Raw genomic sequence first — 20,360 nt, forward strand, 5'->3', positions numbered from 1 at the left:
CTCACACGTTGGCGACCAGTGGCGGTATCCTAGCGGGTCTGTTACCAAAGACGTCTACCCGCGTGTGGAGAACCCCTGATGAGTGACACCCTGACCTGCGACGCCGAACTCGACGCCAGCGGGCTGAACTGCCCCCTGCCACTGCTGAAGGCGAAGATGGAACTCAACCGCCTGGCCAGTGGCGCGGTGCTCAAGGTGATTGCCACCGATGCCGGCTCACAGCGTGACTTCCGCACTTTTGCCAAGCTGGCCGGTCATACGCTGCTGCACGAAACGGCCGAGGCCGGTACCTACACCTACTGGCTGCGCAAGGCCTGAGTCTTAACCAAGGATCGTCAATGTTCAAAGTGCTTCGCGACTGGATGCAGCGCTACTTCTCCGATGAAGAAGCGGTGGTGCTGGCGGTCCTGCTGTTTCTGGCGTTTACCGCGGTACTGACCCTGGGCGGCATGCTCGCGCCGGTGTTGGCGGGGATGGTCCTGGCGTTCCTGATGCAAGGCCTGGTCAACGCCTTGGAGCGTCTGCGCGTGCCTACTCGGCTGGCGGTGGCGGTGGTGTTCGCGCTGTTCATGGGGGCGTTGGCGGTCATCCTGCTGGTGCTGGTGCCGTTGCTCTGGCATCAGCTGATCACCCTGTTCAACGAGTTGCCCGGCATGCTCGGCAAGTGGCAGTCGCTGTTGTTGCTGCTGCCTGAGCGCTACCCACACCTGGTGTCGGATGAGCAGGTGTTGCGAGCTATCGAGTCGGTGCGCGGTGAAATCGGCAAGTTCGGCCAATGGGCGCTGACCTTCTCGCTGTCGAGCCTGCCTCTGCTGGTCAACGCCATGATCTACCTGGTGCTGGTGCCGATCCTGGTGTTCTTCTTCCTCAAGGACCGGGAAATGATCGCCCGCTGGGTCAGTGGTTATCTGCCACGCCAGCGCACCCTGTTGAACCGGGTGGGCAGCGAGATGAACCGGCAGATTGCCAACTACATCCGTGGCAAGGGTATCGAGATCCTGATCTGCGGGATTGCCACCTACATCGCCTTCATCAGCCTGGGGCTCAACTATGCCGCGCTGCTGGCGCTGCTGGTGGGCTTGTCGGTGGTGGTGCCTTATGTGGGCGCGGTGGTGGTCACCGTGCCGGTGACGCTGATTGCCTTGTTCCAATGGGGCTGGGGGGACCAGTTCATCTACCTGATGACGGTGTACGCGATCATTCAGGCACTGGATGGCAACGTGCTGGTGCCGCTGCTGTTTTCCGAGGCGGTCAGCCTGCACCCGGTGGCGATCATCTGCGCGGTGTTGTTGTTTGGTGGGCTCTGGGGCTTTTGGGGGATCTTCTTCGCGATCCCGCTGGCGACGCTGTTCAAGGCCGTGCTGGATGCCTGGCCGCGGCAGGAGCCGAGTGTTTCGCCACTGCTCTGAATGACACGGGGGCCGCTTTGCGGCCCCAACCAATCTCAAGCCTTGTTCAAAGCCTGGGCCGCCGCCAAAACGGCATCCACATGCCCGGCTACCTTCACCCCACGCCATTCCTGGCGCAGCACACCGTCCTTGTCGATCAGGAAGGTGCTGCGGTCCACACCCATGTATTCCTTGCCATACAGCTTCTTCAGCTTGATCACGTCGAACAGCTGGCACAGGGCCTCGTCCTTGTCGCTGATCAGCTCGAACGGGAAGCCTTGCTTGGCCTTGAAGTTCTCATGCGACTTGATGCCATCGCGCGACACGCCGAACACCACGGTGTTGGCTGCGGCGAAGGCGTCATGCTGGTCGCGGAAACCCTGGCCTTCGGTGGTGCAGCCCGGGGTGCTGTCCTTCGGGTAGAAGTACACCACCACCTGGCGGCCCTTGAGCTCGGCGAGGCTGACCGTCTGGCCGCTGGTGGCCTGGGCCTGGAAATCGGCAACGGGTTGGTCGAGTGCTACGGCCATAGGGGCTTCCTTACACGGGGTTCTGTGGGCGCCAAGGCTCGATCAGCGCATCCAGGTTCAAGGCATCGGCAAAGTCCAGGAACTGGTCACGCAGCCAGCTGATCTGGGTGCCGGCGGGCAGGATCACGGTGAACTGGGCGTTGAGCATGCTGCTGCCGGTTTGTGGCGCCAGGTAGGTGTCGCAGGTCATGGCTTCGAGCTCGACGCGGTGATCGAGGAAGAACTGGCACAGCTCATTGATGATGTCCGGGCGGTAGGCCGCACTGACATAGGCTACATAAGGCAGCGCCTGCGGGCGCACCTCCTGGTCGGCGCTGCGCACCACATCGAGGGTCAGGCCGTGCTTTTTGCCCAGGCCTGGCAGGGAAGCTTCAAGACGCGCCAGGGCGTCCCAGCTGCCACCGACCTGCAGCACCAGGGCGCTGGTCTCGCCATGGCGGCTCAAGCGCGAAGTGACGACCGCGCAGCGGTTTTCGAAGGCAGCGCGGCTGAGGACGTTGGCCAGTTCCATGGGGTTTGGGCCCAGGGCACTGATGACAAGGAATTGTTCGCGGACGGTGGGGGTGGACATGCAGCATTCCTAAAGCGATGAGCGGTCGGTGCAGGACAGGCAAAAGCCTCCAGTCGGCAGGGCCCGGGGCTCGCATGCGAGGTCGTGGACGCCGGCGGGGAGCAAGGTCGACGGCCCGGCGGGCCGCGCTGCACCGATCAAAGGGCCAAGGGTAGCGAAATAAGCCGCCGAGGGGAATGCTCCGCCCGCCTGCTTCGCTTGTGCAAGGCCGATGCCCCCAGTACCATTACCGCTCTCTTTTTCCGGCAGGAGCAGTTACATGATTGCGGGCAGTATGGTGGCATTGGTCACTCCCATGGATGCACAAGGGCGTCTTGACTGGGACAGCCTCGGCAAACTTGTAGACTTCCACCTGGAAAACGGCACTCATGCGATCGTCGCCGTCGGCACCACCGGCGAGTCGGCCACCCTGACTGTTGAAGAACACATCGAGGTCATCGAATTTGTTGTCAAACGTGTCAATGGCCGCATCCCGGTCATTGCGGGCACCGGCGCCAACTCCACGTCGGAAGCCGTGCACCTGACCCAGAACGCTAAAAACGCTGGCGCCGATGCCTGCCTGCTGGTCGTGCCGTACTACAACAAGCCGACCCAGGAAGGCTTGTACCAGCACTTCAAGCACATCGCTGAAGCCGTCGACATCCCGCAGATCCTCTACAACGTGCCCGGCCGCACTTCGTGCGACATGCAGGCCGAGACCGTGATCCGCCTGTCGACCGTGCCGAACATCATCGGCATCAAAGAAGCCACCGGCGACCTGGCCCGCGCCAAAGCCATCCTCGATGGCGTCAGCAAGGACTTCATCGTCATGTCCGGCGACGACCCGACCGCTGTCGAGCTGATCCTGCTGGGCGGCAAGGGCAACATCTCCGTGACCGCCAACGTCGCCCCGCGCGAAATGGCCGATCTGTGCGAGGCCGCCCTTGAGGGCAATGCCGAGAAGGCCCGCGCGATCAACGAAAAACTCATGCCGCTGCACAAAGACCTGTTCTGCGAAGCCAACCCGATTCCGGTGAAGTGGGCGCTCGTTGAAATGGGCCTGATGCACAAGGGCATTCGCCTGCCGCTGACCTGGCTGAGCGAAGGCTGTCACGAAAAAGTCCGTACTGCCTTGCGCCAGTCCGGCGTACTGGTTTAATCGAGGAAGTACACCGCATGAAGCGACTGGCTGGTCTTTCCGCCCTTGCCCTGATCATTTCCAGCACCAGCGGTTGCGGCTGGCTGTGGGGCGACGAGGGTTATTTCCGCGACCGCGGCAGCGATTACCTGCAGGCGCATCCGACTGCGCCGATGCAACTGCCGCCGGACGCCAGCAACGTCAAGCGCCTCGACCCGCTGTTGCCTATTCCGCGTAACGTTGCTGATGACCGCGCCACCGGCGAGTTCGAAGTACCGCGCCCGCAGCCCCTGACTGCGGGTGCCGAAGTCAGCGATTTCAGCCTGCAGCGCAGCGGCAACAGCCGTTGGGTCCTGGCCCAGCGCTCGCCCGCCGAAGTCTGGCCGGCAGCCCGTCAGTTCTTTGAAGACAATGGCTTCCGCATTGCTGAAGAGCGCCCACAGACTGGCGAATTCAACACCACCTGGCAGCGTTTCGACGAACTCTCCGCGTCACTCGGTCAGCGCCTGGCGAGCACCGCCAGCAGCGCAGACAGCGAAGTGCGCGTGCGTGTACGCATGGAGCCCGGCGTGCAACGCAACACCTCCGAGGTGTACATCGTCAGCGTCGAGCGCCCGGCCGGCAGCACCGCCGAACCTGGTTTCCCGTCCTCGTCCAGCAACACCGGCGCTGATGCCCTGCTGGTCGACGAAATGCTTGCCAGCATGAACCGCAGCGCCGAGAAGGGCGGGTCGGTCTCGCTGCTGGCCGCACGCGATTTCGATGCCCCGAGCCGCGTCAGCCTGAGCGAAGACGGCAGCGGCAACCCGGTGCTGTACCTGGGCGCCGACCTGGATCGCGCCTGGTCCAGCGTAGGCCGCGCCTTGGAGCAAGGTGGCGAGTGGCGTGTCGAAGACATCAACCGCAGCTTGGGCCTGTACTACATCAACCTGTCCGAAAAGCCTGACGACAAGCAGAACGAGCCGGGCTTCTTCAGCCGCCTGTTCGGCAGTGCGCCGTCCAAGGAAGAGCGTGAAGCCCGTGCCGAACGCTACCAGGTGCGCCTGAGCAAGGTCGGTGAAAGCGTCCAGGTAACGGTCGAGAAAAACATCAACACCGTGGCTCCGGCCGATGTCGCCCGCCGCGTGCTGAGCGCCATTCAGGACCACCTGGGTTAAGTGCGCTTCGCGGTACTCGGAAGCGGCAGCCAGGGAAACGGCACGCTGATCGCCAGTGGTGACACGCTCATCCTGGTCGATTGCGGGTTTTCCCTGCGTGAAACCGAGCGGCGCCTGGCGCTGCTCGGGGTCAGCGCAGCACAGCTGAGCGCCGTGCTGGTCACCCACGAACATGCCGACCACGTGCATGGGGTGGGGTTGCTGTCGCGGCGCTACAATGTACCGGTCTACCTCAGCCAAGGGACCTTGCGCGGCCTGCGCAAGCCGGTGGAGGTGGCCGGTTTTCTCGCGTGTGGCGACAGCCTGCGCATCGGTGGCCTGGAGGTGACGGCGGCGCGCGTCGAACATGACGCCTACGAGCCGTTGCAGTACGTGTTCAGCGACGGCCGACGGCGTTTCGGCATGCTCACCGACCTGGGCTCGTACGATGCGTTGTTGCTGGAGCGCTACCAAGGCCTGGATGCCTTGTTGATCGAGGCTAACCACTGCCGTGACCTGCTGGCGCGCGGGCACTACCCGGCCTTCTTGAAGCTGCGGGTGGGTGGCGCGCAAGGGCATTTGAACAATCACCAGGCTGCGCGCCTGGTGGACGAGTTGGGCTGGAGCAACCTGCAACACCTGGTACTGGCCCACCTCAGCAGCAAGAACAACCTGCCACAACTGGCCCGCCAGTGCTTCGTCGACACCCTTGGGTGCGACCCGGACTGGCTTCAGGTGGCGAATCAGGAACACGGGCTCGACTGGCGCGAAATCGCCTAGCCCAACTACTCAAGCAAGCGGAGCCCATCATGGAAAAACGCGAAGAACTTTACCGCGGCAAGGCCAAATCGGTTTACAAGACCGACGACGCCGACCGCTTGATCCTGCTGTTCCGCAACGACACCTCGGCGTTCGACGGCAAGCGCATCGAACAGCTCGACCGCAAAGGCATGGTGAACAACAAGTTCAACGCCTTCATCATGCAAAAGCTCGAAGAAGCCGGCGTGCCGACTCAGTTCGACAAGCTGCTGGGCGACAACGAGTGCCTGGTGAAGAAACTCGACATGATCCCAGTCGAGTGCGTCGTGCGTAACTACGCCGCGGGCAGCCTGGTCAAGCGCCTGGGCGTGGAGGAGGGCATCAAGCTGGAGCCGTCCACCTTCGAACTGTTCCTGAAGAACGACGAGAAGGGCGACCCCTTCATCAACGAATCCCACGTTGTCGCGTTCGGCTGGGGCACCGCCGAACAGCTGGCCGAAATGAAAAAGCTGTCGCTGAAAGTCAACGAAGTGCTGAACAAGCTGTTCGATGACGCCGGCCTGCTGCTGGTCGACTTCAAGCTGGAGTTTGGCGTATTCCACGGCCAGATCGTCCTGGGCGACGAATTCAGCCCAGACGGCTGCCGCCTGTGGGACAAAGAAACCCGCAAGAAGATGGACAAGGACCGCTTCCGTCAGGGCCTGGGCGACGTGATCGAAGCCTACGAAGAAGTTGCCAAGCGCCTGGGCGTGCCGCTGTAAGCGGCCTGTTCACGCAAGCGCCTGATACCACGCGAATTTTTTTGAAATAAAGCTTTGCGTTTCAGAAATTCGCTGGTATGATGCGCGCCATTGGAGAGATGCCGGAGTGGTCGAACGGGACGGATTCGAAATCCGTTGTACTGGCAACAGTACCTAGGGTTCAAATCCCTATCTCTCCGCCATACATGTGGTAGATGAAGCCCCTGAAAACGATGAGTTTTCAGGGGCTTTTTCGTTGTTTGGCCTTAACGCTTCATCATCCCCAGCCCCGCATCATCAAGCAGCGCTTTGGCCATCGCGCTCAGGTAATGCGAAGCCCAGATCAACTTCTGATCGCCCTCCATCAACCCTGTCAGGGTCATGTCGCGTACATAGCCCATCAGCTCGGATGCCTGTTCGCGGGCGCTTTGGCAGCAGATGCCTGGCTCGATGCGAAAGAGTGGGTGGGTTTGGTTTTCGTCTTGGTAGAACGTTGTCAGGCCGACCGTGGTGGGCGGCTTTGGGGTGGCTGTAGTCGTCATTTAACTCCCTGGAATCTTTAGTGCCGGGCCTGGCCTCTTCGCGGGTGAACCCGCTCCCACAGGTATAAAGAAGAGCCCTGTGGGAGGGGTACGCAGCTACTCGAACGTTCAATGCACCGTGCCCGGCGCTGCGGGGATGTGCGGCTGCATCTGCAATTGCATCAATGCGGACTCAACCAGGCTTTGTACTGCCTCCATCTCGTGGATGACTGCCTGCATCACGATCGAGTTGGGGGAGGTGGGCTTGAGTTGCACTGATTAGCGGGCTACAGACAGGGCACAGAGGACGTACTCTGTGGATTGGATCAGGGTGTCCTGCAATATCTGCGAGGAATCGAGGGAGTAGGGCGGATCGGGGACTATCTTGCGCATGAAAGCTACTTGGGTAAGTGGAGCTGCCTGGCAACGCTGTCAAACGAATGGAGGCAGTTATACACAGGTTGACAGACCGGTACCCAAGCACTAGCAACAGTTTGAGCGGATCGTGAGTATGTTTGGGAAATGGACTACAAGATAGGGGAAAAAACTGAAGGTTAGCTGTAGGGCGGATGGCTGATTCGCCATCCTTTACAGTTCAAGAAATGACAACTGCGCTCTTCTGTTGTTTATGCGTTTTGGGTAAACCTGGGGCCGCTTTGCGGCCCATCGCAGGCAAGCCAGCTCCTACAGGTAAAGCGCAAGCCTTGAAGGCAGTGCAGTACCTGTAGGAGCTGGCTTGCCTGCGATGGGCTGCGCAGCAGCCCCGGAAATCTCGAATCAGCGCATCGCCGCCAGCTTGATCCCGAACCCAACCAGGCAAACCCCCGCCAACCGCTCGAACAGGTTGGCAATCCGTGGGTTCGCGCGCATGCGTTCGGCCAGCTTGTGGGTCAACACCACCGCAATCAGCCCATACAGGAACGTCACCACCGCCACGGTCGCCGCCAGAAAGCCAAAGGTCAGCAACCCCTGGTGCTTCACCGGGTCGACGAACAACGGGAAAAACGCCATGTAGAACATGATGGCCTTGGGGTTGAGCAAGGTGATCATCATCGTCTGGCGCAAGTAGTGGCCGTTGTCCATGCGGCTTGCACGCGGGGCGCCGCCGGGTTTGCTCAGCACCATGCGCAGGCCCAGGTAGGCCAGGTACGCAGCACCCGCCCATTGCACCACGTGGAAGGCGGCAGGATAGGTGGCAAGTAAGGTGGCAACGCCGGCCACGGCCAGCCACAGCAGTACCTGGTCACCCAGGATTACCCCGAAGGTCGCCGCCAAACCGGCCTTGATGCCACCCTTGCCCGTGGCCGTGATCAAGGCAAAGTTGCCCGGGCCAGGGATGGCCAGGACGATGATAAAGGCGATGACGAAGGCGCCGTAGTCGGTAACACCGAGCATGGGGGGAACTCCTGTAATAGTGCAGGTGCAAGGCAGAACTACAGACTATCTTCCCCGGCGGCTTACTTTTCAACTGTCGGTTAATGCTGCGATAACGCGACGTATTGTTACATCGAGCCCTCTGTGACTTGGATCCAATGCTTTGGTTCTGTATCATCCGGGCGCCATCAGTACGATGGCCGACGATTCATTTAAAGGACTTAGTATGAAAAAGCTGTTGAAAGCCACTGTTGCTGTTGCTGTCGTTTCGGGCGTTGCCCTGCTGTCCGGCTGCACTGGTCAAGTCTACAACCAGCAGAAGAACTGCTCGTACGACTACCTGTTCCACCCTTCGGTTTCCATCTCCAAGGTCATCGGTGGCTGCGGCCCAATCGATAAACTGCCTCAGCCGCAGTAATCTTGGCGATACCCTGATCGCGACGCCTGCGGCGTGATCCAAGGACCCCGGTCATGCAGATGCCCGGGGTCTTTTGTTTAAGGGATCACCAGCGCAACGAAACGGTACCGAGCAAGGTCCGCTCTTCACCCCAGTAGCAACGCCCGGCGTTGTTGCAGCCTGCTACATACTCCTTGTCGAACAGGTTGCGGGCATTGAGCTCGACTGACCAATTTTCGTCGAGGGTATACCCCACCTTGGCATCCACCAGCGTGACATCACCGGTATCGAGCTTGCCGTACAGGCTCGCCGGGGTATAAGCGAAGGTGCTGTCGAAGTGACGCACGCCACCGCCGATCTGCAGCCCCTTCAACAGCCCGTCACGAAAATGGTAGGTGCTCCACACCGATGCCTGGTTGCGCGGCACGCCGGTCATCTGGTGGTCTTCATACAGCGAGCCCGCCACGTCCTTGGTTATGCGCGAATCGGTGTAGGTGTAGGCCGCAGTGAGGTTGAGGTTTTCGCTCAGGTCGCTGTTGAGCTCCAGCTCCACACCCTTGGCGCGGCTGGCGCCGATCTGGCGGTAGTCGCCGACGCTTGAGTCGAACAACACATCGTCCTTCTTGCGCAGGTCGTACACCGACGCGGTAAAGGCGGTGTTCCAGCCCTTGGGCTCGTACTTGATACCCACTTCGTACTGTTCGCTGGTGGTCGGGTCCAGCGGGCCGCTCTTGCTCTCGGTCTGCTGGGTGGGGGCAAAGGCGGTGGAATAGCTGAAGTACGGCGACAGGCCGTTTTCGAACTGGTACATCACGCCGGTCTGCCAGGTGAAATCGCTGTCCCAGCTGTCCATGTCGGCTTGTGCGTTGAGGGTGCCAGCTTTGTTGCGGAACTGGCTGTTGACCCGGTCCAGGCGCCCGCCGAGCAGCAACACCCAGTTGTCGACCTTGGTTTGCAGCTGGCTGTAGAGGCCGTACATGGTTTGATCGAGCAAGGCGTTCTGCACATGCAGGGGCGTGCTTGGTTTGCCGGTCCAGACCGGATTGAACACGTTGATGGTGCCGCCGTTGCCGGCGTCCCAATCCTGGTTGAACGAGGTGCGGTCAAGGCTCGCCCCCAGCAGCAGGGTGTGTTCGAACGCACCGCTGTCGAAGTGGCCTTCGAATTGGTTGTCCAGCGAGTAGGCGATGGACTTGTTGTATCGGTCGTAGGCAGTGTTGCCCAAGGTGGTGCCGAAGCCGCCGTTGTTCAGGCTGCCTGGCCACATCTCCTGGCGGTCGATGCGCGACTGCATATAGCGCGAATTCTGGCGGAACTGCCAGGTGTCGTTGAAGCGGTGGCTGAACTCATAGCCCAGGCTCCAGGTTTCGCGTTCGAAGTTGTCCCAGTCCGGGTTGCCGGACAGCTGGTCCTTGTCGATCTTGCCGTTGGGGTTGTGCAGCAAGGTGCCGGCCGCGGGGTAGCCCAACTCCATCAAGGTGCGGTCGCGCTGGTAGGTGGCCAGCACGGTCAGGCTGTTGAACTCGTCGAAGTTCAGGGTCAGCGATGGGGCGATGTAGAGGCGGTCATCAGGCTGGTGATCGACCTGGGTATCGGCGTTGCGGCCCATCATTACCAGGCGGCCAAGCACATTGCCTTCATCGTTCAACGGGCCGGAGACGTCGACACCCAGCTGGCGGCGGTTGTGCGAGCCATAGCTCAGCTGCACTTCGCCGCGGGCCTCGGCGGTCGGCCGTTTGCTCACCAGGTTGACCACGCCACCTGGGGCGTTCTCGCCGTACAGGATCGAGGTCGGGCCGCGGAACACTTCCACCCGCTCGAGGCCATAGGGTTCGCTGCTGGTGTCGTAACGGTTGCCTTGCACCCGCAGGCCATCGCGCAGCAGGCCGTAGCCATAGTCGGTGGCGTTGAAACCACGGATGAAGAACAGGTCGCCCGCCTGGCCGTCACCGCCGGCAAAGGGTGGCGAGAAAATGCCCGGTACATAGCCGAGCACTTCGGTGAGGGTTTGCGATTGCTGGTCGTCCATGCGCTGGCGCGTCACCACCGAGACCGAGCGCGGGGTGTCGGCCAGGGCGCTGCTGGTCTTGCTGGCCGTGGCGCTGGAGACCGCACGGTAGCCTGTGTCGCCCTGGCCATTGCTGACGGCCAGGGTGGCGGCGTTGATGGCGGTGGCGTCCAGTTGCAAAGCGTTGCCGTCTTCGACCGGTTGCAGCACATAGCCGCTGCTGCCTTGCGGTACAGCCTGCAGGCCGCTGCCTTGCAGCAGACGGGCCAGCCCTTGGGTGACGCTGTAGCGGCCTTGCAGGCCCTGGCTGGTTTTACCGGCGGCCAATGCGTTGCTGCCGGCCAGGTAGATGCCGGCCTGGCTGCTGAACTGGTTGAGGGCGCTGGTCAGCGAGCCGGGGGCGATGTTGAAGGCAGTCTCGGCATTGATCGCTTGTTCGGCGTGCGCCAAGGTCGCCGGCAGCATCAGCGGTGCAGCGGCACAAAGGGAAAGCGGGGCGGCAAGCGCCAGGCGAAAGGCGGGGTGGAGGGGCGTCGGCATGCTGGTCCCTGAGGTCGATACGGTCAGTTGAGGGAGGTTGTGAGGGGTTAACCGAACGAGATTGGGAAAAGGGAACCGGTTGGTGCGGTTTTTTTGCATGAGGACTTTGGGGGGGGGTATGGCGCTACAAACCTATCGGCAACCATCCATCAGCCCCACTCCTCACGCCGGCTCGACGCTCACCCACCAGGGTGTCAGCCTTTGCACACGAACCGGCAGCGCGGCCTGCAGCAGGTCGAGTGCGCGGTCGGTATCGTTGAGCGGAAAAGCCCCCATCACCGACAGCTGCGCCACCGACGGGTGCCAACCCAGATGGCCATGGCGATAGCGGCCCAGCGTCTGCAACAGCTGCGCCAGGGGCATGTCCTCGGCATTCAGGCGTTGATGAATCCATGACTCACCCGCGCTTTGCGCCGGGCGCGGCGCGCTGATGCCCTGGGCGGTGAAGACCACCTGCTGCCCGGCCTGGACGATAAGGCGCTCGGCCCGCTGCGCAGTGCACACTTCGACCGCACCGGCGTACACGTCCAGCCGCGTGGTCTCGCCCTGCTGGCACACCGCAAAACGGGTACCGAGGGCTTGCATGCGACCTTGCGCAGTGTCGACAAAAAATGGCCGGCGCGAGTCGGCGGCGGTTTCCACCAGGATTTCGCCAAAACGCAACGTGAGCACGCGGCTCAGCGCCGAGAACTCCAGGTCCACTGCACTCTGGGCGCCCAGCCACAGCTGGCTGCCGTCGGCCAAGCGGGTTTGCCGGGTTTCACCAATGCCGGTGGCAAGGTCGGCACCCCAGCCCGGCAGTGGCGCACCCCGCCAGGCCTGCCAGCCGAGCAGCGAGCTGGCGCCGAGCACCAGCAACGTCTTGAGCCCGGTGCGCCGGCTGAAGCGGCGCGGCTCGTGCTCGCGCAGGGCCCGGCCCGCGGTAGCGCCTTCGGCCTGCAAAGGCGCGAAGCGCTGGCCGACACGTTGCACGTAGTGCCAGGCTGCGCGGTGGTCGCCGTGCTGGTCGAGCCAATGTTGCCACTGGTGGTGCACCTGCGGGCCGGCGTCCTCGTCCTGCAATTGCACGTACCAGTACGCGGCTTCCTGCAAACTGGCGTGGCTGAGTTTCTGTGTGGGTGTGCTCATGGCGTCATTCCACCAGCACGCCGTCGAGTTCGGCTTCAAGGATGGCGCAGTGCAAAAAGGCCTGCGCCAGGTACTTCTTGATCATGCGTTCGCTGACGCCAATGTGCGCGGCGATATCGCGGTAGGCCAGGCCATCGAGTTGTGCCAGCAGAAACGCCTGGCGCACCTTGCTGGGCAAGCGCAACAGCATCGCGTCCACCTCGTGCAGGGTTTCGACGATGATCGCTCGCTGCTCGGGGGAGGGCTGCACGGCTTCGGGCTGCAACGCCAGCTGTTGCAGCCAGGCATGCTCCAGCCGCTGGCGCCGCCAGTGGTCCACGCACAGGCCACGGGCGATGGTGGCCAGGTAGGAGCGTTCAGCGCGCTCCCCATCGAATTGGCGCGGGCGGTTGAGGATGCGCAGGAACGTGTCCTGAACCAGGTCGGCAGCATCGCAACGGCTGCCCAGGCGCCGGTACAAAAAGCCAAGCAACCAGCGCGAATGGCTGTGGTACAGGGTATGGATCGAGGTGTTCAACTCAGGTATCGAAACCACGGCGGCATCCGGCGCGAGCGCGTACTGGTGCGAATGAGAAATGATCGCAATAGTAGAGGTGGCGGAAAAATACTGCAATCGCTGTCGAATATTCCCGCGTGGCTGGGACAACCTGTCGCCTTGACGCGCAGCCCCTCAATTTGTTTGTGCTGGCAATTCAGATACAATCGGAAAAACGTTTCAGCGATGGCGGGTCAATTCGACCATTGGCTGGGCGTTCACTGTTTCTCTTGGCTGCTGACTCCAATGATCAATAACAAGCGCGCGCTGAAGGACAGAACGACACGAGGCCCCGCCTAGGCCTCCCTTACGTGCTAACCATTGGGATTGATCAATGTTCAAGAAAGCTGGCAAGACCTTGCTGGGTCTGGCTGTCGCGGCGAGCGTCATGCAAGCGCACGCGGTAGAAACCAAGAAAGTCGACGTGCTGCTGGTCGGCGGCGGCATCATGAGTTCCACCCTGGCGGTCTGGCTGCACGAGCTGGAGCCGAGCTGGTCGATGGAAATGGTCGAACGCCTGGACGGCGTCGCCGAAGAAAGCTCCAACGGCTGGAACAACGCCGGTACCGGCCACTCCGCGCTGGCCGAGCTGAACTACACCCCGGAAGACAAAGACGGCAACGTCAACATCACCAAGGCCATCGAAATCAACGAAGCCTTCCAGATCTCCCGCCAGTTCTGGTCGTGGCAGGTGCGTCAGGGCGTGCTGAAGAACCCGCATTCGTTCATCAACAGCACCCCGCACATGAGCTTCGTCTGGGGCGATGACAACATCAAGTTCCTCAAGAAGCGTTATGACGCGCTGCAGGCCAGCCCGCTGTTCCGCCCGATGCAGTATTCCGAGGACCACGCGCAGATCGCCAAGTGGGTCCCGCTGATGATGGAAGGCCGCGACCCTAACCAGAAGCTGGCCGTGACCTGGACGCCGATTGGCACCGACGTCAACTTCGGCGAGATCACCCGCCAGTTCGTTGGCCACCTGAAGACCCAGGACAAGTTTGACCTGAAGCTGTCCAGCGAAGTGCAGGACATCACCCGCAACAAGGACGGCTCCTGGCACGTCGAGTACAAGAACCTGAAGGACGGTACCGAATCGGCCACCGACGCCAAGTTCCTGTTCATCGGTGCCGGCGGCGGCGCGCTGAAGCTGCTGCAGAAGTCGGGCATCCCTGAGGCCAAGGAATACGCCGGCTTCCCGGTGGGCGGCTCGTTCCTGGTGACCGAGAACCCGACCGTTGCCATGCAGCACATGGCCAAGGCCTACGGCATCGCCTCGACTGGCGCGCCACCCATGTCGGTACCGCACCTGGACACCCGCGTGCTGGACGGCAAGCGCGTGATCCTGTTCGGGCCATTCGCGACCTTCTCGACCAAGTTCCTGAAGAACGGCTCGTACCTCGACCTGCTGGGCAGCACCACGCTGCACAACGTGTGGCCGATGACCAAGGTCGGTATCGAACAGTACCCGCTGGTGGAGTACCTCGCGGGCCAGCTGATGCTGTCTGACGACGACCGCTTCGAAGCCCTGCGCACCTACTTCCCGAACGCCAAGAAAGAAGACTGGCGCCTGTGGCAGGCCGGCCAGCGCGTGCAGATCATCAAGCGTGATGCCGAGAAAGGCGGCGTGCTGAAGCTGGGCACCGAAGTCGTGGCCTCCGAGGACCGCACCATTGCTGGCCTGCTGGGGGCCTCGCCAGGTGCTTCCACTGCTGCGCCGATCATGCTGAACGTGCTCGAAACCGTGTTCAAAGAGAAGGTGGCGACGCCTGAGTGGCAAGCCAAGATCAAAGAGATCGTGCCGAGCTACGGTACCAAGCTGAATGATTCGGCAGCCGCCACGCAGAAAGAGTGGAACTACACCGCTGAAGTGCTGCAGTTGGAGAAGCCGCCAGTGATCGATGCCAGCGTCGATTTCGGTGCTGCACCAGGCAAAGCGGTTGAAAGCAAGCCTGAGAACGACATGGCGCTGTAAGCGACACTGTTGTGAACGAAAGCCACGGGGGTGACCTCGTGGCTTTTTTATTGCCTGTACCGGCCTCTTCGCGGGTGAACCCGCTCCCACAGGTTGGTAGGTTTGCACTGCGTAAGGATCAGACTTGATGCTGATTGTGCGGGCCTGTTCGCGGGCAAGCCCGCTGCTACAGGTACAGCACTGCCTTTGAGGTCAGTGAGGACTGTGTGGGAGCGGGCTTGCCCGCGAAGAGGCCCGCGCAGGAATCACTGCTGCCGCAGAATGCACGCCAGTAACCCAGGGAACCGTTCGTCGAGCATTTCGCTGCGCAACGAGTTCATGTGGGTAGTGCCGACATTACGCGTATGCACCAACCCCGCATCGCGCAACACGCGAAAATGGTGCGACATGCTCGACTTCGGCCGGCCGCCGTCCAGCTCGCCGCAGCTGGCCTCCGCCACGCCCGCCAAGTGGCGCACGATCTCCATGCGCACGGGGTCGCTCAAGGCGTAAAGCAGGCGCTCGAGGATCAGGTCTTCAGGGTTGGGATGTTTGTAGGCTCGCATGGTCGACATGATAACGGGCCTTTCAATTATTGCCATAGTTCGATTATGATCGAACTATCGTATTCAGATGAACCCGGAGTCCCTCATGTCCGCATTGTTCGAACCCTATACCCTCAAAGACGTCACCCTGCGCAACCGCATCGCCATTCCGCCCATGTGCCAGTACATGGCCGAGGACGGCATGGTCAATGATTGGCACCACGTCCACCTGGCCGGCTTGGCCCGGGGTGGTGCCGGCCTGGTGGTGGTCGAAGCCACTGCAGTCGCGCCGGAAGGGCGCATTACCCCCGGCTGCGCCGGCATTTGGAGCGACGCCCATGCCCAGGCGTTCGTGCCGATGGTGCAGGCGATCAAAGCAGCAGGCTCAGTGCCGGGCATCCAGATTGCCCATGCCGGGCGCAAGGCCAGCGCCAACCGCCCGTGGGAAGGTGACGACCACATCGCCACCGACGACGCCCGCGGCTGGCAGACCATCGCCCCGTCGGCCATCGCCTTCGGCGCTCACTTGCCGAAAGTACCGCGCGAAATGACCTTGGACGACATTGCCCGGGTCAAGCAGGACTTCGTCGATGCCGCGCGCCGTGCGCGCGAGGCGGGCTTTGAGTGGATCGAGCTGCACTTTGCCCACGGTTACCTGGGCCAAAGCTTCTTCTCCGAGCATTCCAACCAGCGTACCGACGCCTACGGTGGCAGCTTCGAGAACCGTAGCCGCTTCTTGCTGGAAACCCTGGCAGCCGTGCGTGAGGTGTGGCCGGAGAACCTGCCGCTGACCGCCCGCTTTGGTGTGCTGGAATATGACGGTCGCGATGAGCAGACCTTGGACGAGTCCATCGAGTTGGCCCGCATGTTCAAAGCCGGTGGCCTGGACCTGCTGAGTGTCAGCGTCGGCTTCACCATCCCTGAGACGAACATCCCGTGGGGCCCGGCATTCATGGGGCCGATTGCCGAGCGCGTACGCCGCGAGGCCGGCCTGCCGGTGACGTCGGCGTGGGGCTTTGGTACGCCGCAGCTGGCTGAAGGCGCGCTGAAAGCCAATCAGCTCGACCTGGTGTCGGTAGGGCGTGCGCACCTGGCGGACCCGCACTGGGCGTACTTCGCGGCCAAGGAGTTGGGGGTGGATAAAGCGTCGTGGACCTTGCCGGCGCCTTATGCGCACTGGCTTGAGCGTTATCGCTGAGTGATGCAGGGGGCTGCTGCGCAGCCCAATCGCCGGCAAGCCGGCTTGTGTCTTGAGGGGGTATTAGAATCAGGAGTGAGAGCGGTGAATGGCAAGCTGACTGCCGGAGGTGCTGCGAGCACCTCCCACGGTCTGTACTGCTGCGAACAGTCAGAATCGGGCATTTAGTCCCACCACCCCTTCAAGTCTAACCATACAAGCGGGCTTGCCCGCGAAAGGGCCCGACCAGGCGACAGATCAATTGGCAAATGTACCCTGCAGATGCTCAGCCCGAAACTCCAGTGTCTGCGGCCGATAGCCAGAGCGCAGTGGCGGCAAGGGCAGGCAATCCTTCCACTCGGCACCTGGCTGCAGCTCACCTGGCCCCCGGTAACGCGGCGCGCTGTAAGTGTTTTCGGCCAGGTTGACAGTATCCCCCGGCGCATACGCCCCCACCCGCCAACGCAGTTCGGTCAGCGGAGCCTTGTTGCCGTTCTTCATGTGAACCTGCAGCGCCCGGTCGGCGGGGCATTGGTCCGGGGCATAGTTCAGGCGCAAGTCCAGGCGTGCCAGTTGCGCGGCTTCGCGGCTGTCTTGCCAGGCCACGAACAGGGCGACCAGGCCGATGCCGCAGACGGCGGCCAGGGATATCGGCAACGCCTTCGCTGGGTAACGCAGCAGCAGTACCAGCCAGGTGAGAATTAGCACGGCGCCGATGATCATGGAGACAACCTTGATTGCACTGATCTGGCCATCCTAGCATTTCTGCCAGTACCGCCGTAGCCGCCCTCACCCTAATCTGAAAGCGCGTTAAAACTGGCTGCCTTCGTTGGCATCTGTGTGACAGGCAGCTTGTTACCACTCATTAAAATCATCAGCTTTCGGAGTCAATCATGAGCGTACTTAATACCCAAACCGGCAACGCATCTGGTGCGATGACTGCCACCCTGCCAACAGGCGAGCAGTTCATTGCTCAAGACGTCTGGTTCGACCCGCTCGGCGGTGTGCTGGGTATCCGCAACCCCGCGCAGGGCGTTGAAGAATTCATCTACATTGGCTTCCCGTTGGACATCAAGGATGGCGACCATACCCTCGGTGAGGGCGGCACATCGGCCTACTTGGGGAGTGACGTATCAGGCCCTGCGCACAGTGGCGTGATACAAAGCCTGGTATGGAACCGGGAGGAGTGTGGGGTCGCGGGTAAGTTTGATTTCAAAGGCAAAGATGAATATGCGCGTGACTTTCAAGTCTCAAAGGGTGTGTTTGATATTGCCTATGAAAAGCCCGCCTCTGCGCTGCAGCGCAACACCGCAAGTGCTGCCTCTGCGGTCATCGTTCCCGCACTGAAAAATAATACCAAGTTCAACGCTAATGAACAGGGTTACAACGGTGACCGTGAGCGCCCGACGTTTGTCGCGGTCAAGCAGTCCATCGGCCTTGAGGGCGGCTTGCTGGCCCTGGGGGCGGTGTTCCTTCTGGAGTACGATGAAAACAACCAACCTTCGGTCAAGCGCGCCTTTGCCAGCGTCAATCACGGCTTGATTGTGGCTGACGATTACGCCATTACCCAGTTGGCGTGGGCGCCAGGTAGAGCCTTGTCCTTCGCCTTCACGCTTGCATTCCACTACAACGCTCAGCCTTTCACATTTCAGGAAGGCCATGTCGACCTGAAGCTGTAAAACAGCAAAACGGTCATCCAAAAGCCCCACCTCTTTGCAAGAGGCGGGGCTGGCTTCGCATTACGGTGCGAGGGTCTTCAGGAAACGCACGCTGAACCGGAAGAAAATGGCACTGCGCAGGTGTTTTGGGACTGGGTAAAGGGGTGTTCCACCTAGCATTTTTGCCAGTTGCGCGTTAGTGGCAAAAGCCTAGAGTACAGCAGTGTTTGTGATGTTGAGCCTAATTTTTATTAATCCGCGTGAGGCGTCATGAGGAGCGGTGGCTATGGATTTAAATACCTTTGCAAACGCAAAAGCTAAAGCGAACCTAGTGAAACTTGAACCGCTTCCGAGAAGTGAGCGCGGCCGGATAAATGCTTATTTTAATGGTAGGTTGGCAGCGTTTACTGGTCAATTTTATTGGGGTTATCAGGATATCAATAATGACAGGGTACTTGCCGGTGACGTGGTGTTGGAGTCAGGTCGTAAAGATATATTTGCTATAAATTTTCCACTGGACCTTGAAGGACCTGACCACGCTATTGGCGAGTACGATAGTGGGCTGCCATGGGTTTATCTGATGTCGACCTCTGTGTCAACTACGGGTAGGATCTGGTCGTTTAAGTGGGAGCGGGGAATAATAATTCAGGGTGCTTTTGAATGCCAGCTCGAGGGTTTCGAATCGATCGCTGTGACAGGTGGAACTTTTTACATGAATTGTCCGACCCTCTAACGTTTATCCACGTAGTGGGAAGAACGGTGCTGAGTACGTAGCGCCTCACGCGTTAGTTCAATGTGAGGCGCTACGTTCGTTTACTGCGCGATGGTCTTCACCGAAACCCCACGCTCGACCGGCGTGGAAGTGCGCCCATACACATCTTCGAAGCGCTCGATGTCATCTTCACCCAGGTAGCTACCGGACTGCACTTCGATGATCTCCAGCGGGATCTTGCCCGGGTTGCGCAGGCGGTGCACCGAGGCGATCGGGATGTAGGTCGACTGGTTCTCGGTGAGCAGGAACACGTTTTCGTCGCAGGTCACCTCGGCGGTGCCGGACACCACGATCCAGTGCTCGGCGCGGTGGTGGTGCATCTGCAGCGACAGGCTGGCGCCTGGCTTGACAGTGATGTGCTTGACCTGGAAGCGGCCGCCCATGTCCACCGAATCGTACGAGCCCCATGGGCGGTACACTTCCAGGTGGTTCTGGGTCTCGCTGCGGCCTTGCTCGTCGAGGGTCTTGACCATCTGCTTGACGCCTTGGACCTTGTCCTTGTGGGCAATCATCATGGCGTCCTTAGTCTCGACCACGACGATGTTCTCAAGGCCGATCACCGACACCAACTTGCCGTTGCCGTGGATCATGCAATTGCGGCTGTCCTGCACCACCACATCACCCTTGGTGACATTGCCGTTGTCGTCCTTCTCGTGCACATCCCACAGCGACGACCAGCAGCCCACGTCGCTCCAGCCGGCCGACATCGGCACCACGCAGGCGCGTTGGGTCTTTTCCATCACCGCGTAGTCGATGGAATTGTCCGGGCAGCAGGCGAAGGTGGCTTCGTCGATGTTCAGCACATCGCCGTCTGCCTGACTGCGCTCCAGGGCCAGTACGCAGGTGTCATAGATGTCGGCGTCGTGTTTTTTCAGCTCTTCGAGGAAGCGGCTGGCGCGGAACAGGAACATGCCGCTGTTCCAGAAGTAGCCCCCGGCCTTGACGAACTCGGCGGCGCGTTTCTCGTCGGGTTTTTCAACGAATTGCGCCACCCGCGCCACACCTTCGGGCAGCAGTGCGTCCTGGCTGGAGCGGATGTAGCCATAGCCGGTCTCGGGTTTGGTCGCCGGCACGCCGAACAGCACCATCTCGCCACGCTCGGCGGCCACGGTGGCCAGGGCCAGGGCGCGCTGCAGGGCTTTCTGATCGTCGATCACGTGGTCGGCGGGCAGCACCAGCATCAGGTCGTCGCGGCCTTCGCTGACCAGCTTCATCGCGGTCATCGCCACGGCAGGGGCGGTGTTGCGGCCGAACGGTTCCATCAGGATGCCCTGGGTTTTCAGCTTCAGTGCCGAGAGCTGTTCCTGAACGATGAACGTGTGGTCCTTGTTGCAGACCACGATCGGCGCGTCCATGCCTTCGAACACCAGGCGTTGGATAGTTTGTTGGAACAGCGTGTGCTCACCGGTCAGGGCCAGGAACTGCTTGGGGAACTGCTTGCGCGACAGAGGCCACAGACGCGAACCGCTACCACCAGAAAGAATTACCGGGATCATGATGTTTCTCCAATAAG

General features: G+C 61.2%; 21 protein-coding genes, 1 tRNA gene and 1 pseudogene. 12 read left to right on the plus strand and 11 right to left on the minus strand.

All coding sequences use genetic code 11. The annotated features are described in order from the left end of the window. Positions 1 to 78: 78 nt before the first annotated feature. Positions 79 to 318 (plus strand): sulfurtransferase TusA family protein, encoded by a 240-nt coding sequence (locus tag ACMCNM_RS06010; protein ID WP_027594652.1) that lies wholly within the window; start codon positions 79 to 81, stop codon positions 316 to 318. A 20-nt stretch (positions 319 to 338) separates the two neighbouring features. Beyond that, complete coding sequence (locus ACMCNM_RS06015) at positions 339 to 1,409, plus strand: AI-2E family transporter (RefSeq protein ID WP_027594651.1); 1,071 nt, start codon at positions 339 to 341, stop codon at positions 1,407 to 1,409. A gap of 35 nt (positions 1,410 to 1,444) precedes the next feature. Here ACMCNM_RS06015 and ACMCNM_RS06020 read toward each other — a convergent pair whose 3' ends face one another. Together ACMCNM_RS06020 and ACMCNM_RS06025 are read right to left on the minus strand one after the other, a co-directional pair. Continuing rightward, positions 1,445 to 1,918: a peroxiredoxin gene (locus ACMCNM_RS06020; RefSeq protein ID WP_412764079.1), complete on the minus strand. Its 474-nt coding sequence runs from the start codon at positions 1,916 to 1,918 to the stop codon at positions 1,445 to 1,447. A 10-nt stretch (positions 1,919 to 1,928) separates the two neighbouring features. After that, on the minus strand, positions 1,929 to 2,489 hold the full coding sequence (locus ACMCNM_RS06025) for a glycine cleavage system protein R (RefSeq protein ID WP_027594649.1): 561 nt from the start codon (positions 2,487 to 2,489) through the stop codon (positions 1,929 to 1,931). 259 nt (positions 2,490 to 2,748) lie between these two features. Between ACMCNM_RS06025 and dapA the strand changes: the two genes are divergently transcribed. The 5 genes from dapA (at position 2,749) to ACMCNM_RS06050 (ending at position 6,444) form a co-directional block, all read left to right on the plus strand. Then, the gene (dapA, locus tag ACMCNM_RS06030; RefSeq protein WP_099430204.1) at positions 2,749 to 3,627 is read left to right on the plus strand and encodes a 4-hydroxy-tetrahydrodipicolinate synthase; all 879 of its coding nucleotides are present in this window, start codon (positions 2,749 to 2,751) and stop codon (positions 3,625 to 3,627) included. Positions 3,628 to 3,644: 17 nt separating this feature from the next. Then, entirely contained in the window at positions 3,645 to 4,763 is a 1,119-nt protein-coding gene (gene bamC, locus ACMCNM_RS06035; RefSeq protein WP_027594647.1) for an outer membrane protein assembly factor BamC, read from the plus strand. Further along, a complete protein-coding gene (locus ACMCNM_RS06040; RefSeq protein WP_027594646.1) occupies positions 4,764 to 5,522 on the plus strand; it encodes an MBL fold metallo-hydrolase in 759 nt (252 codons plus the stop codon). A 29-nt stretch (positions 5,523 to 5,551) separates the two neighbouring features. Then, positions 5,552 to 6,262 carry a phosphoribosylaminoimidazolesuccinocarboxamide synthase gene (purC, locus tag ACMCNM_RS06045; protein WP_012315794.1) on the plus strand — a complete coding sequence of 237 codons (711 nt, stop codon included), beginning with the start codon at positions 5,552 to 5,554 and terminating at the stop codon, positions 6,260 to 6,262. A gap of 92 nt (positions 6,263 to 6,354) precedes the next feature. Beyond that, positions 6,355 to 6,444, plus strand: a tRNA-Ser gene (locus tag ACMCNM_RS06050). Positions 6,445 to 6,507: 63 nt separating this feature from the next. Here ACMCNM_RS06050 and ACMCNM_RS06055 read toward each other — a convergent pair. The 3 genes and pseudogenes from ACMCNM_RS06055 to ACMCNM_RS06065 form a co-directional block, all read right to left on the minus strand. Further along, entirely contained in the window at positions 6,508 to 6,783 is a 276-nt protein-coding gene (locus ACMCNM_RS06055; RefSeq protein WP_412764080.1) for a DUF3077 domain-containing protein, read from the minus strand. Positions 6,784 to 6,891: 108 nt separating this feature from the next. Continuing rightward, a pseudogene (locus ACMCNM_RS06060) lies at positions 6,892 to 7,155 on the minus strand (hypothetical protein). Positions 7,156 to 7,539: 384 nt separating this feature from the next. Then, complete coding sequence (locus tag ACMCNM_RS06065) at positions 7,540 to 8,157, minus strand: LysE family transporter (RefSeq protein ID WP_186680972.1); 618 nt, start codon at positions 8,155 to 8,157, stop codon at positions 7,540 to 7,542. Between the two features lie 205 nt (positions 8,158 to 8,362). Between ACMCNM_RS06065 and ACMCNM_RS06070 the strand changes: the two genes are divergently transcribed. Next, positions 8,363 to 8,554, plus strand: a complete 192-nt coding sequence (locus ACMCNM_RS06070) for a DUF4223 family protein (RefSeq protein ID WP_027594641.1) — start codon at positions 8,363 to 8,365, stop codon at positions 8,552 to 8,554. Between the two features lie 85 nt (positions 8,555 to 8,639). Here ACMCNM_RS06070 and ACMCNM_RS06075 read toward each other — a convergent pair whose 3' ends face one another. From ACMCNM_RS06075 to ACMCNM_RS06085, 3 genes are all read right to left on the minus strand, one after another. Then, the gene (locus tag ACMCNM_RS06075; protein ID WP_412764081.1) at positions 8,640 to 11,081 is read right to left on the minus strand and encodes a TonB-dependent siderophore receptor; all 2,442 of its coding nucleotides are present in this window, start codon (positions 11,079 to 11,081) and stop codon (positions 8,640 to 8,642) included. A 162-nt stretch (positions 11,082 to 11,243) separates the two neighbouring features. Next, positions 11,244 to 12,209: a FecR domain-containing protein gene (locus tag ACMCNM_RS06080; RefSeq protein ID WP_412764082.1), complete on the minus strand. Its 966-nt coding sequence runs from the start codon at positions 12,207 to 12,209 to the stop codon at positions 11,244 to 11,246. Positions 12,210 to 12,213: 4 nt separating this feature from the next. After that, positions 12,214 to 12,744, minus strand: a complete 531-nt coding sequence (locus ACMCNM_RS06085; protein ID WP_412764083.1) for a sigma-70 family RNA polymerase sigma factor — start codon at positions 12,742 to 12,744, stop codon at positions 12,214 to 12,216. Positions 12,745 to 13,078: 334 nt separating this feature from the next. Between ACMCNM_RS06085 and mqo the strand changes: the two genes are divergently transcribed. Further along, positions 13,079 to 14,716, plus strand: coding sequence for a malate dehydrogenase (quinone) (gene mqo, locus ACMCNM_RS06090; RefSeq protein WP_027594638.1), 1,638 nt, complete (start codon positions 13,079 to 13,081; stop codon positions 14,714 to 14,716). A gap of 245 nt (positions 14,717 to 14,961) precedes the next feature. Here mqo and ACMCNM_RS06095 read toward each other — a convergent pair whose 3' ends face one another. Continuing rightward, a complete protein-coding gene (locus ACMCNM_RS06095; RefSeq protein ID WP_027594635.1) occupies positions 14,962 to 15,297 on the minus strand; it encodes an ArsR/SmtB family transcription factor in 336 nt (111 codons plus the stop codon). Positions 15,298 to 15,346: 49 nt separating this feature from the next. Between ACMCNM_RS06095 and xenA the strand changes: the two genes are divergently transcribed. After that, positions 15,347 to 16,438, plus strand: coding sequence for a xenobiotic reductase XenA (xenA, locus tag ACMCNM_RS06100; protein WP_412764084.1), 1,092 nt, complete (start codon positions 15,347 to 15,349; stop codon positions 16,436 to 16,438). 237 nt (positions 16,439 to 16,675) lie between these two features. Here xenA and ACMCNM_RS06105 read toward each other — a convergent pair whose 3' ends face one another. Beyond that, entirely contained in the window at positions 16,676 to 17,140 is a 465-nt protein-coding gene (locus tag ACMCNM_RS06105; protein WP_186677806.1) for a multidrug transporter, read from the minus strand. A 170-nt stretch (positions 17,141 to 17,310) separates the two neighbouring features. On the opposite strand from ACMCNM_RS06105, the gene ACMCNM_RS06110 reads away from it, so the two are divergent. Together ACMCNM_RS06110 and ACMCNM_RS06115 are read left to right on the plus strand one after the other, a co-directional pair. Next, a complete protein-coding gene (locus ACMCNM_RS06110) occupies positions 17,311 to 18,096 on the plus strand; it encodes a hypothetical protein (protein WP_412764085.1) in 786 nt (261 codons plus the stop codon). A gap of 265 nt (positions 18,097 to 18,361) precedes the next feature. Continuing rightward, entirely contained in the window at positions 18,362 to 18,808 is a 447-nt protein-coding gene (locus tag ACMCNM_RS06115; RefSeq protein WP_412764086.1) for a hypothetical protein, read from the plus strand. Positions 18,809 to 18,888: 80 nt separating this feature from the next. On the opposite strand, the gene ACMCNM_RS06120 is transcribed toward ACMCNM_RS06115, so the two are convergent. After that, a complete protein-coding gene (locus ACMCNM_RS06120; RefSeq protein ID WP_274888465.1) occupies positions 18,889 to 20,343 on the minus strand; it encodes a mannose-1-phosphate guanylyltransferase/mannose-6-phosphate isomerase in 1,455 nt (484 codons plus the stop codon). Between the last annotated feature and the right edge of the window lie 17 nt (positions 20,344 to 20,360).

This window comes from Pseudomonas sp. NGC7 (genome assembly GCF_047159675.1).
Lineage (GTDB): Bacteria > Pseudomonadota > Gammaproteobacteria > Pseudomonadales > Pseudomonadaceae > Aquipseudomonas > Aquipseudomonas kermanshahensis.

Coding starts and splice junctions, on each gene's coding strand:
- ACMCNM_RS06120 (WP_274888465.1), bottom strand. CDS start 20,343: ATGATCCCGGTAATTCTTTCTGGTGGTAGCGGTTCGCGTCTGTGGCCT.
- ACMCNM_RS06055 (WP_412764080.1), bottom strand. CDS start 6,783: ATGACGACTACAGCCACCCCAAAGCCGCCCACCACGGTCGGCCTGACA.
- ACMCNM_RS06015 (WP_027594651.1), top strand. CDS start 339: ATGTTCAAAGTGCTTCGCGACTGGATGCAGCGCTACTTCTCCGATGAA.
- bamC (WP_027594647.1), top strand. CDS start 3,645: ATGAAGCGACTGGCTGGTCTTTCCGCCCTTGCCCTGATCATTTCCAGC.
- mqo (WP_027594638.1), top strand. CDS start 13,079: ATGTTCAAGAAAGCTGGCAAGACCTTGCTGGGTCTGGCTGTCGCGGCG.
- dapA (WP_099430204.1), top strand. CDS start 2,749: ATGATTGCGGGCAGTATGGTGGCATTGGTCACTCCCATGGATGCACAA.
- ACMCNM_RS06075 (WP_412764081.1), bottom strand. CDS start 11,081: ATGCCGACGCCCCTCCACCCCGCCTTTCGCCTGGCGCTTGCCGCCCCG.
- ACMCNM_RS06020 (WP_412764079.1), bottom strand. CDS start 1,918: ATGGCCGTAGCACTCGACCAACCCGTTGCCGATTTCCAGGCCCAGGCC.
- ACMCNM_RS06095 (WP_027594635.1), bottom strand. CDS start 15,297: ATGGCAATAATTGAAAGGCCCGTTATCATGTCGACCATGCGAGCCTAC.
- ACMCNM_RS06105 (WP_186677806.1), bottom strand. CDS start 17,140: ATGATCATCGGCGCCGTGCTAATTCTCACCTGGCTGGTACTGCTGCTG.
- ACMCNM_RS06025 (WP_027594649.1), bottom strand. CDS start 2,489: ATGTCCACCCCCACCGTCCGCGAACAATTCCTTGTCATCAGTGCCCTG.
- ACMCNM_RS06065 (WP_186680972.1), bottom strand. CDS start 8,157: ATGCTCGGTGTTACCGACTACGGCGCCTTCGTCATCGCCTTTATCATC.
- ACMCNM_RS06010 (WP_027594652.1), top strand. CDS start 79: ATGAGTGACACCCTGACCTGCGACGCCGAACTCGACGCCAGCGGGCTG.
- ACMCNM_RS06070 (WP_027594641.1), top strand. CDS start 8,363: ATGAAAAAGCTGTTGAAAGCCACTGTTGCTGTTGCTGTCGTTTCGGGC.
- xenA (WP_412764084.1), top strand. CDS start 15,347: ATGTCCGCATTGTTCGAACCCTATACCCTCAAAGACGTCACCCTGCGC.
- ACMCNM_RS06115 (WP_412764086.1), top strand. CDS start 18,362: ATGGATTTAAATACCTTTGCAAACGCAAAAGCTAAAGCGAACCTAGTG.
- purC (WP_012315794.1), top strand. CDS start 5,552: ATGGAAAAACGCGAAGAACTTTACCGCGGCAAGGCCAAATCGGTTTAC.
- ACMCNM_RS06110 (WP_412764085.1), top strand. CDS start 17,311: ATGAGCGTACTTAATACCCAAACCGGCAACGCATCTGGTGCGATGACT.
- ACMCNM_RS06080 (WP_412764082.1), bottom strand. CDS start 12,209: ATGAGCACACCCACACAGAAACTCAGCCACGCCAGTTTGCAGGAAGCC.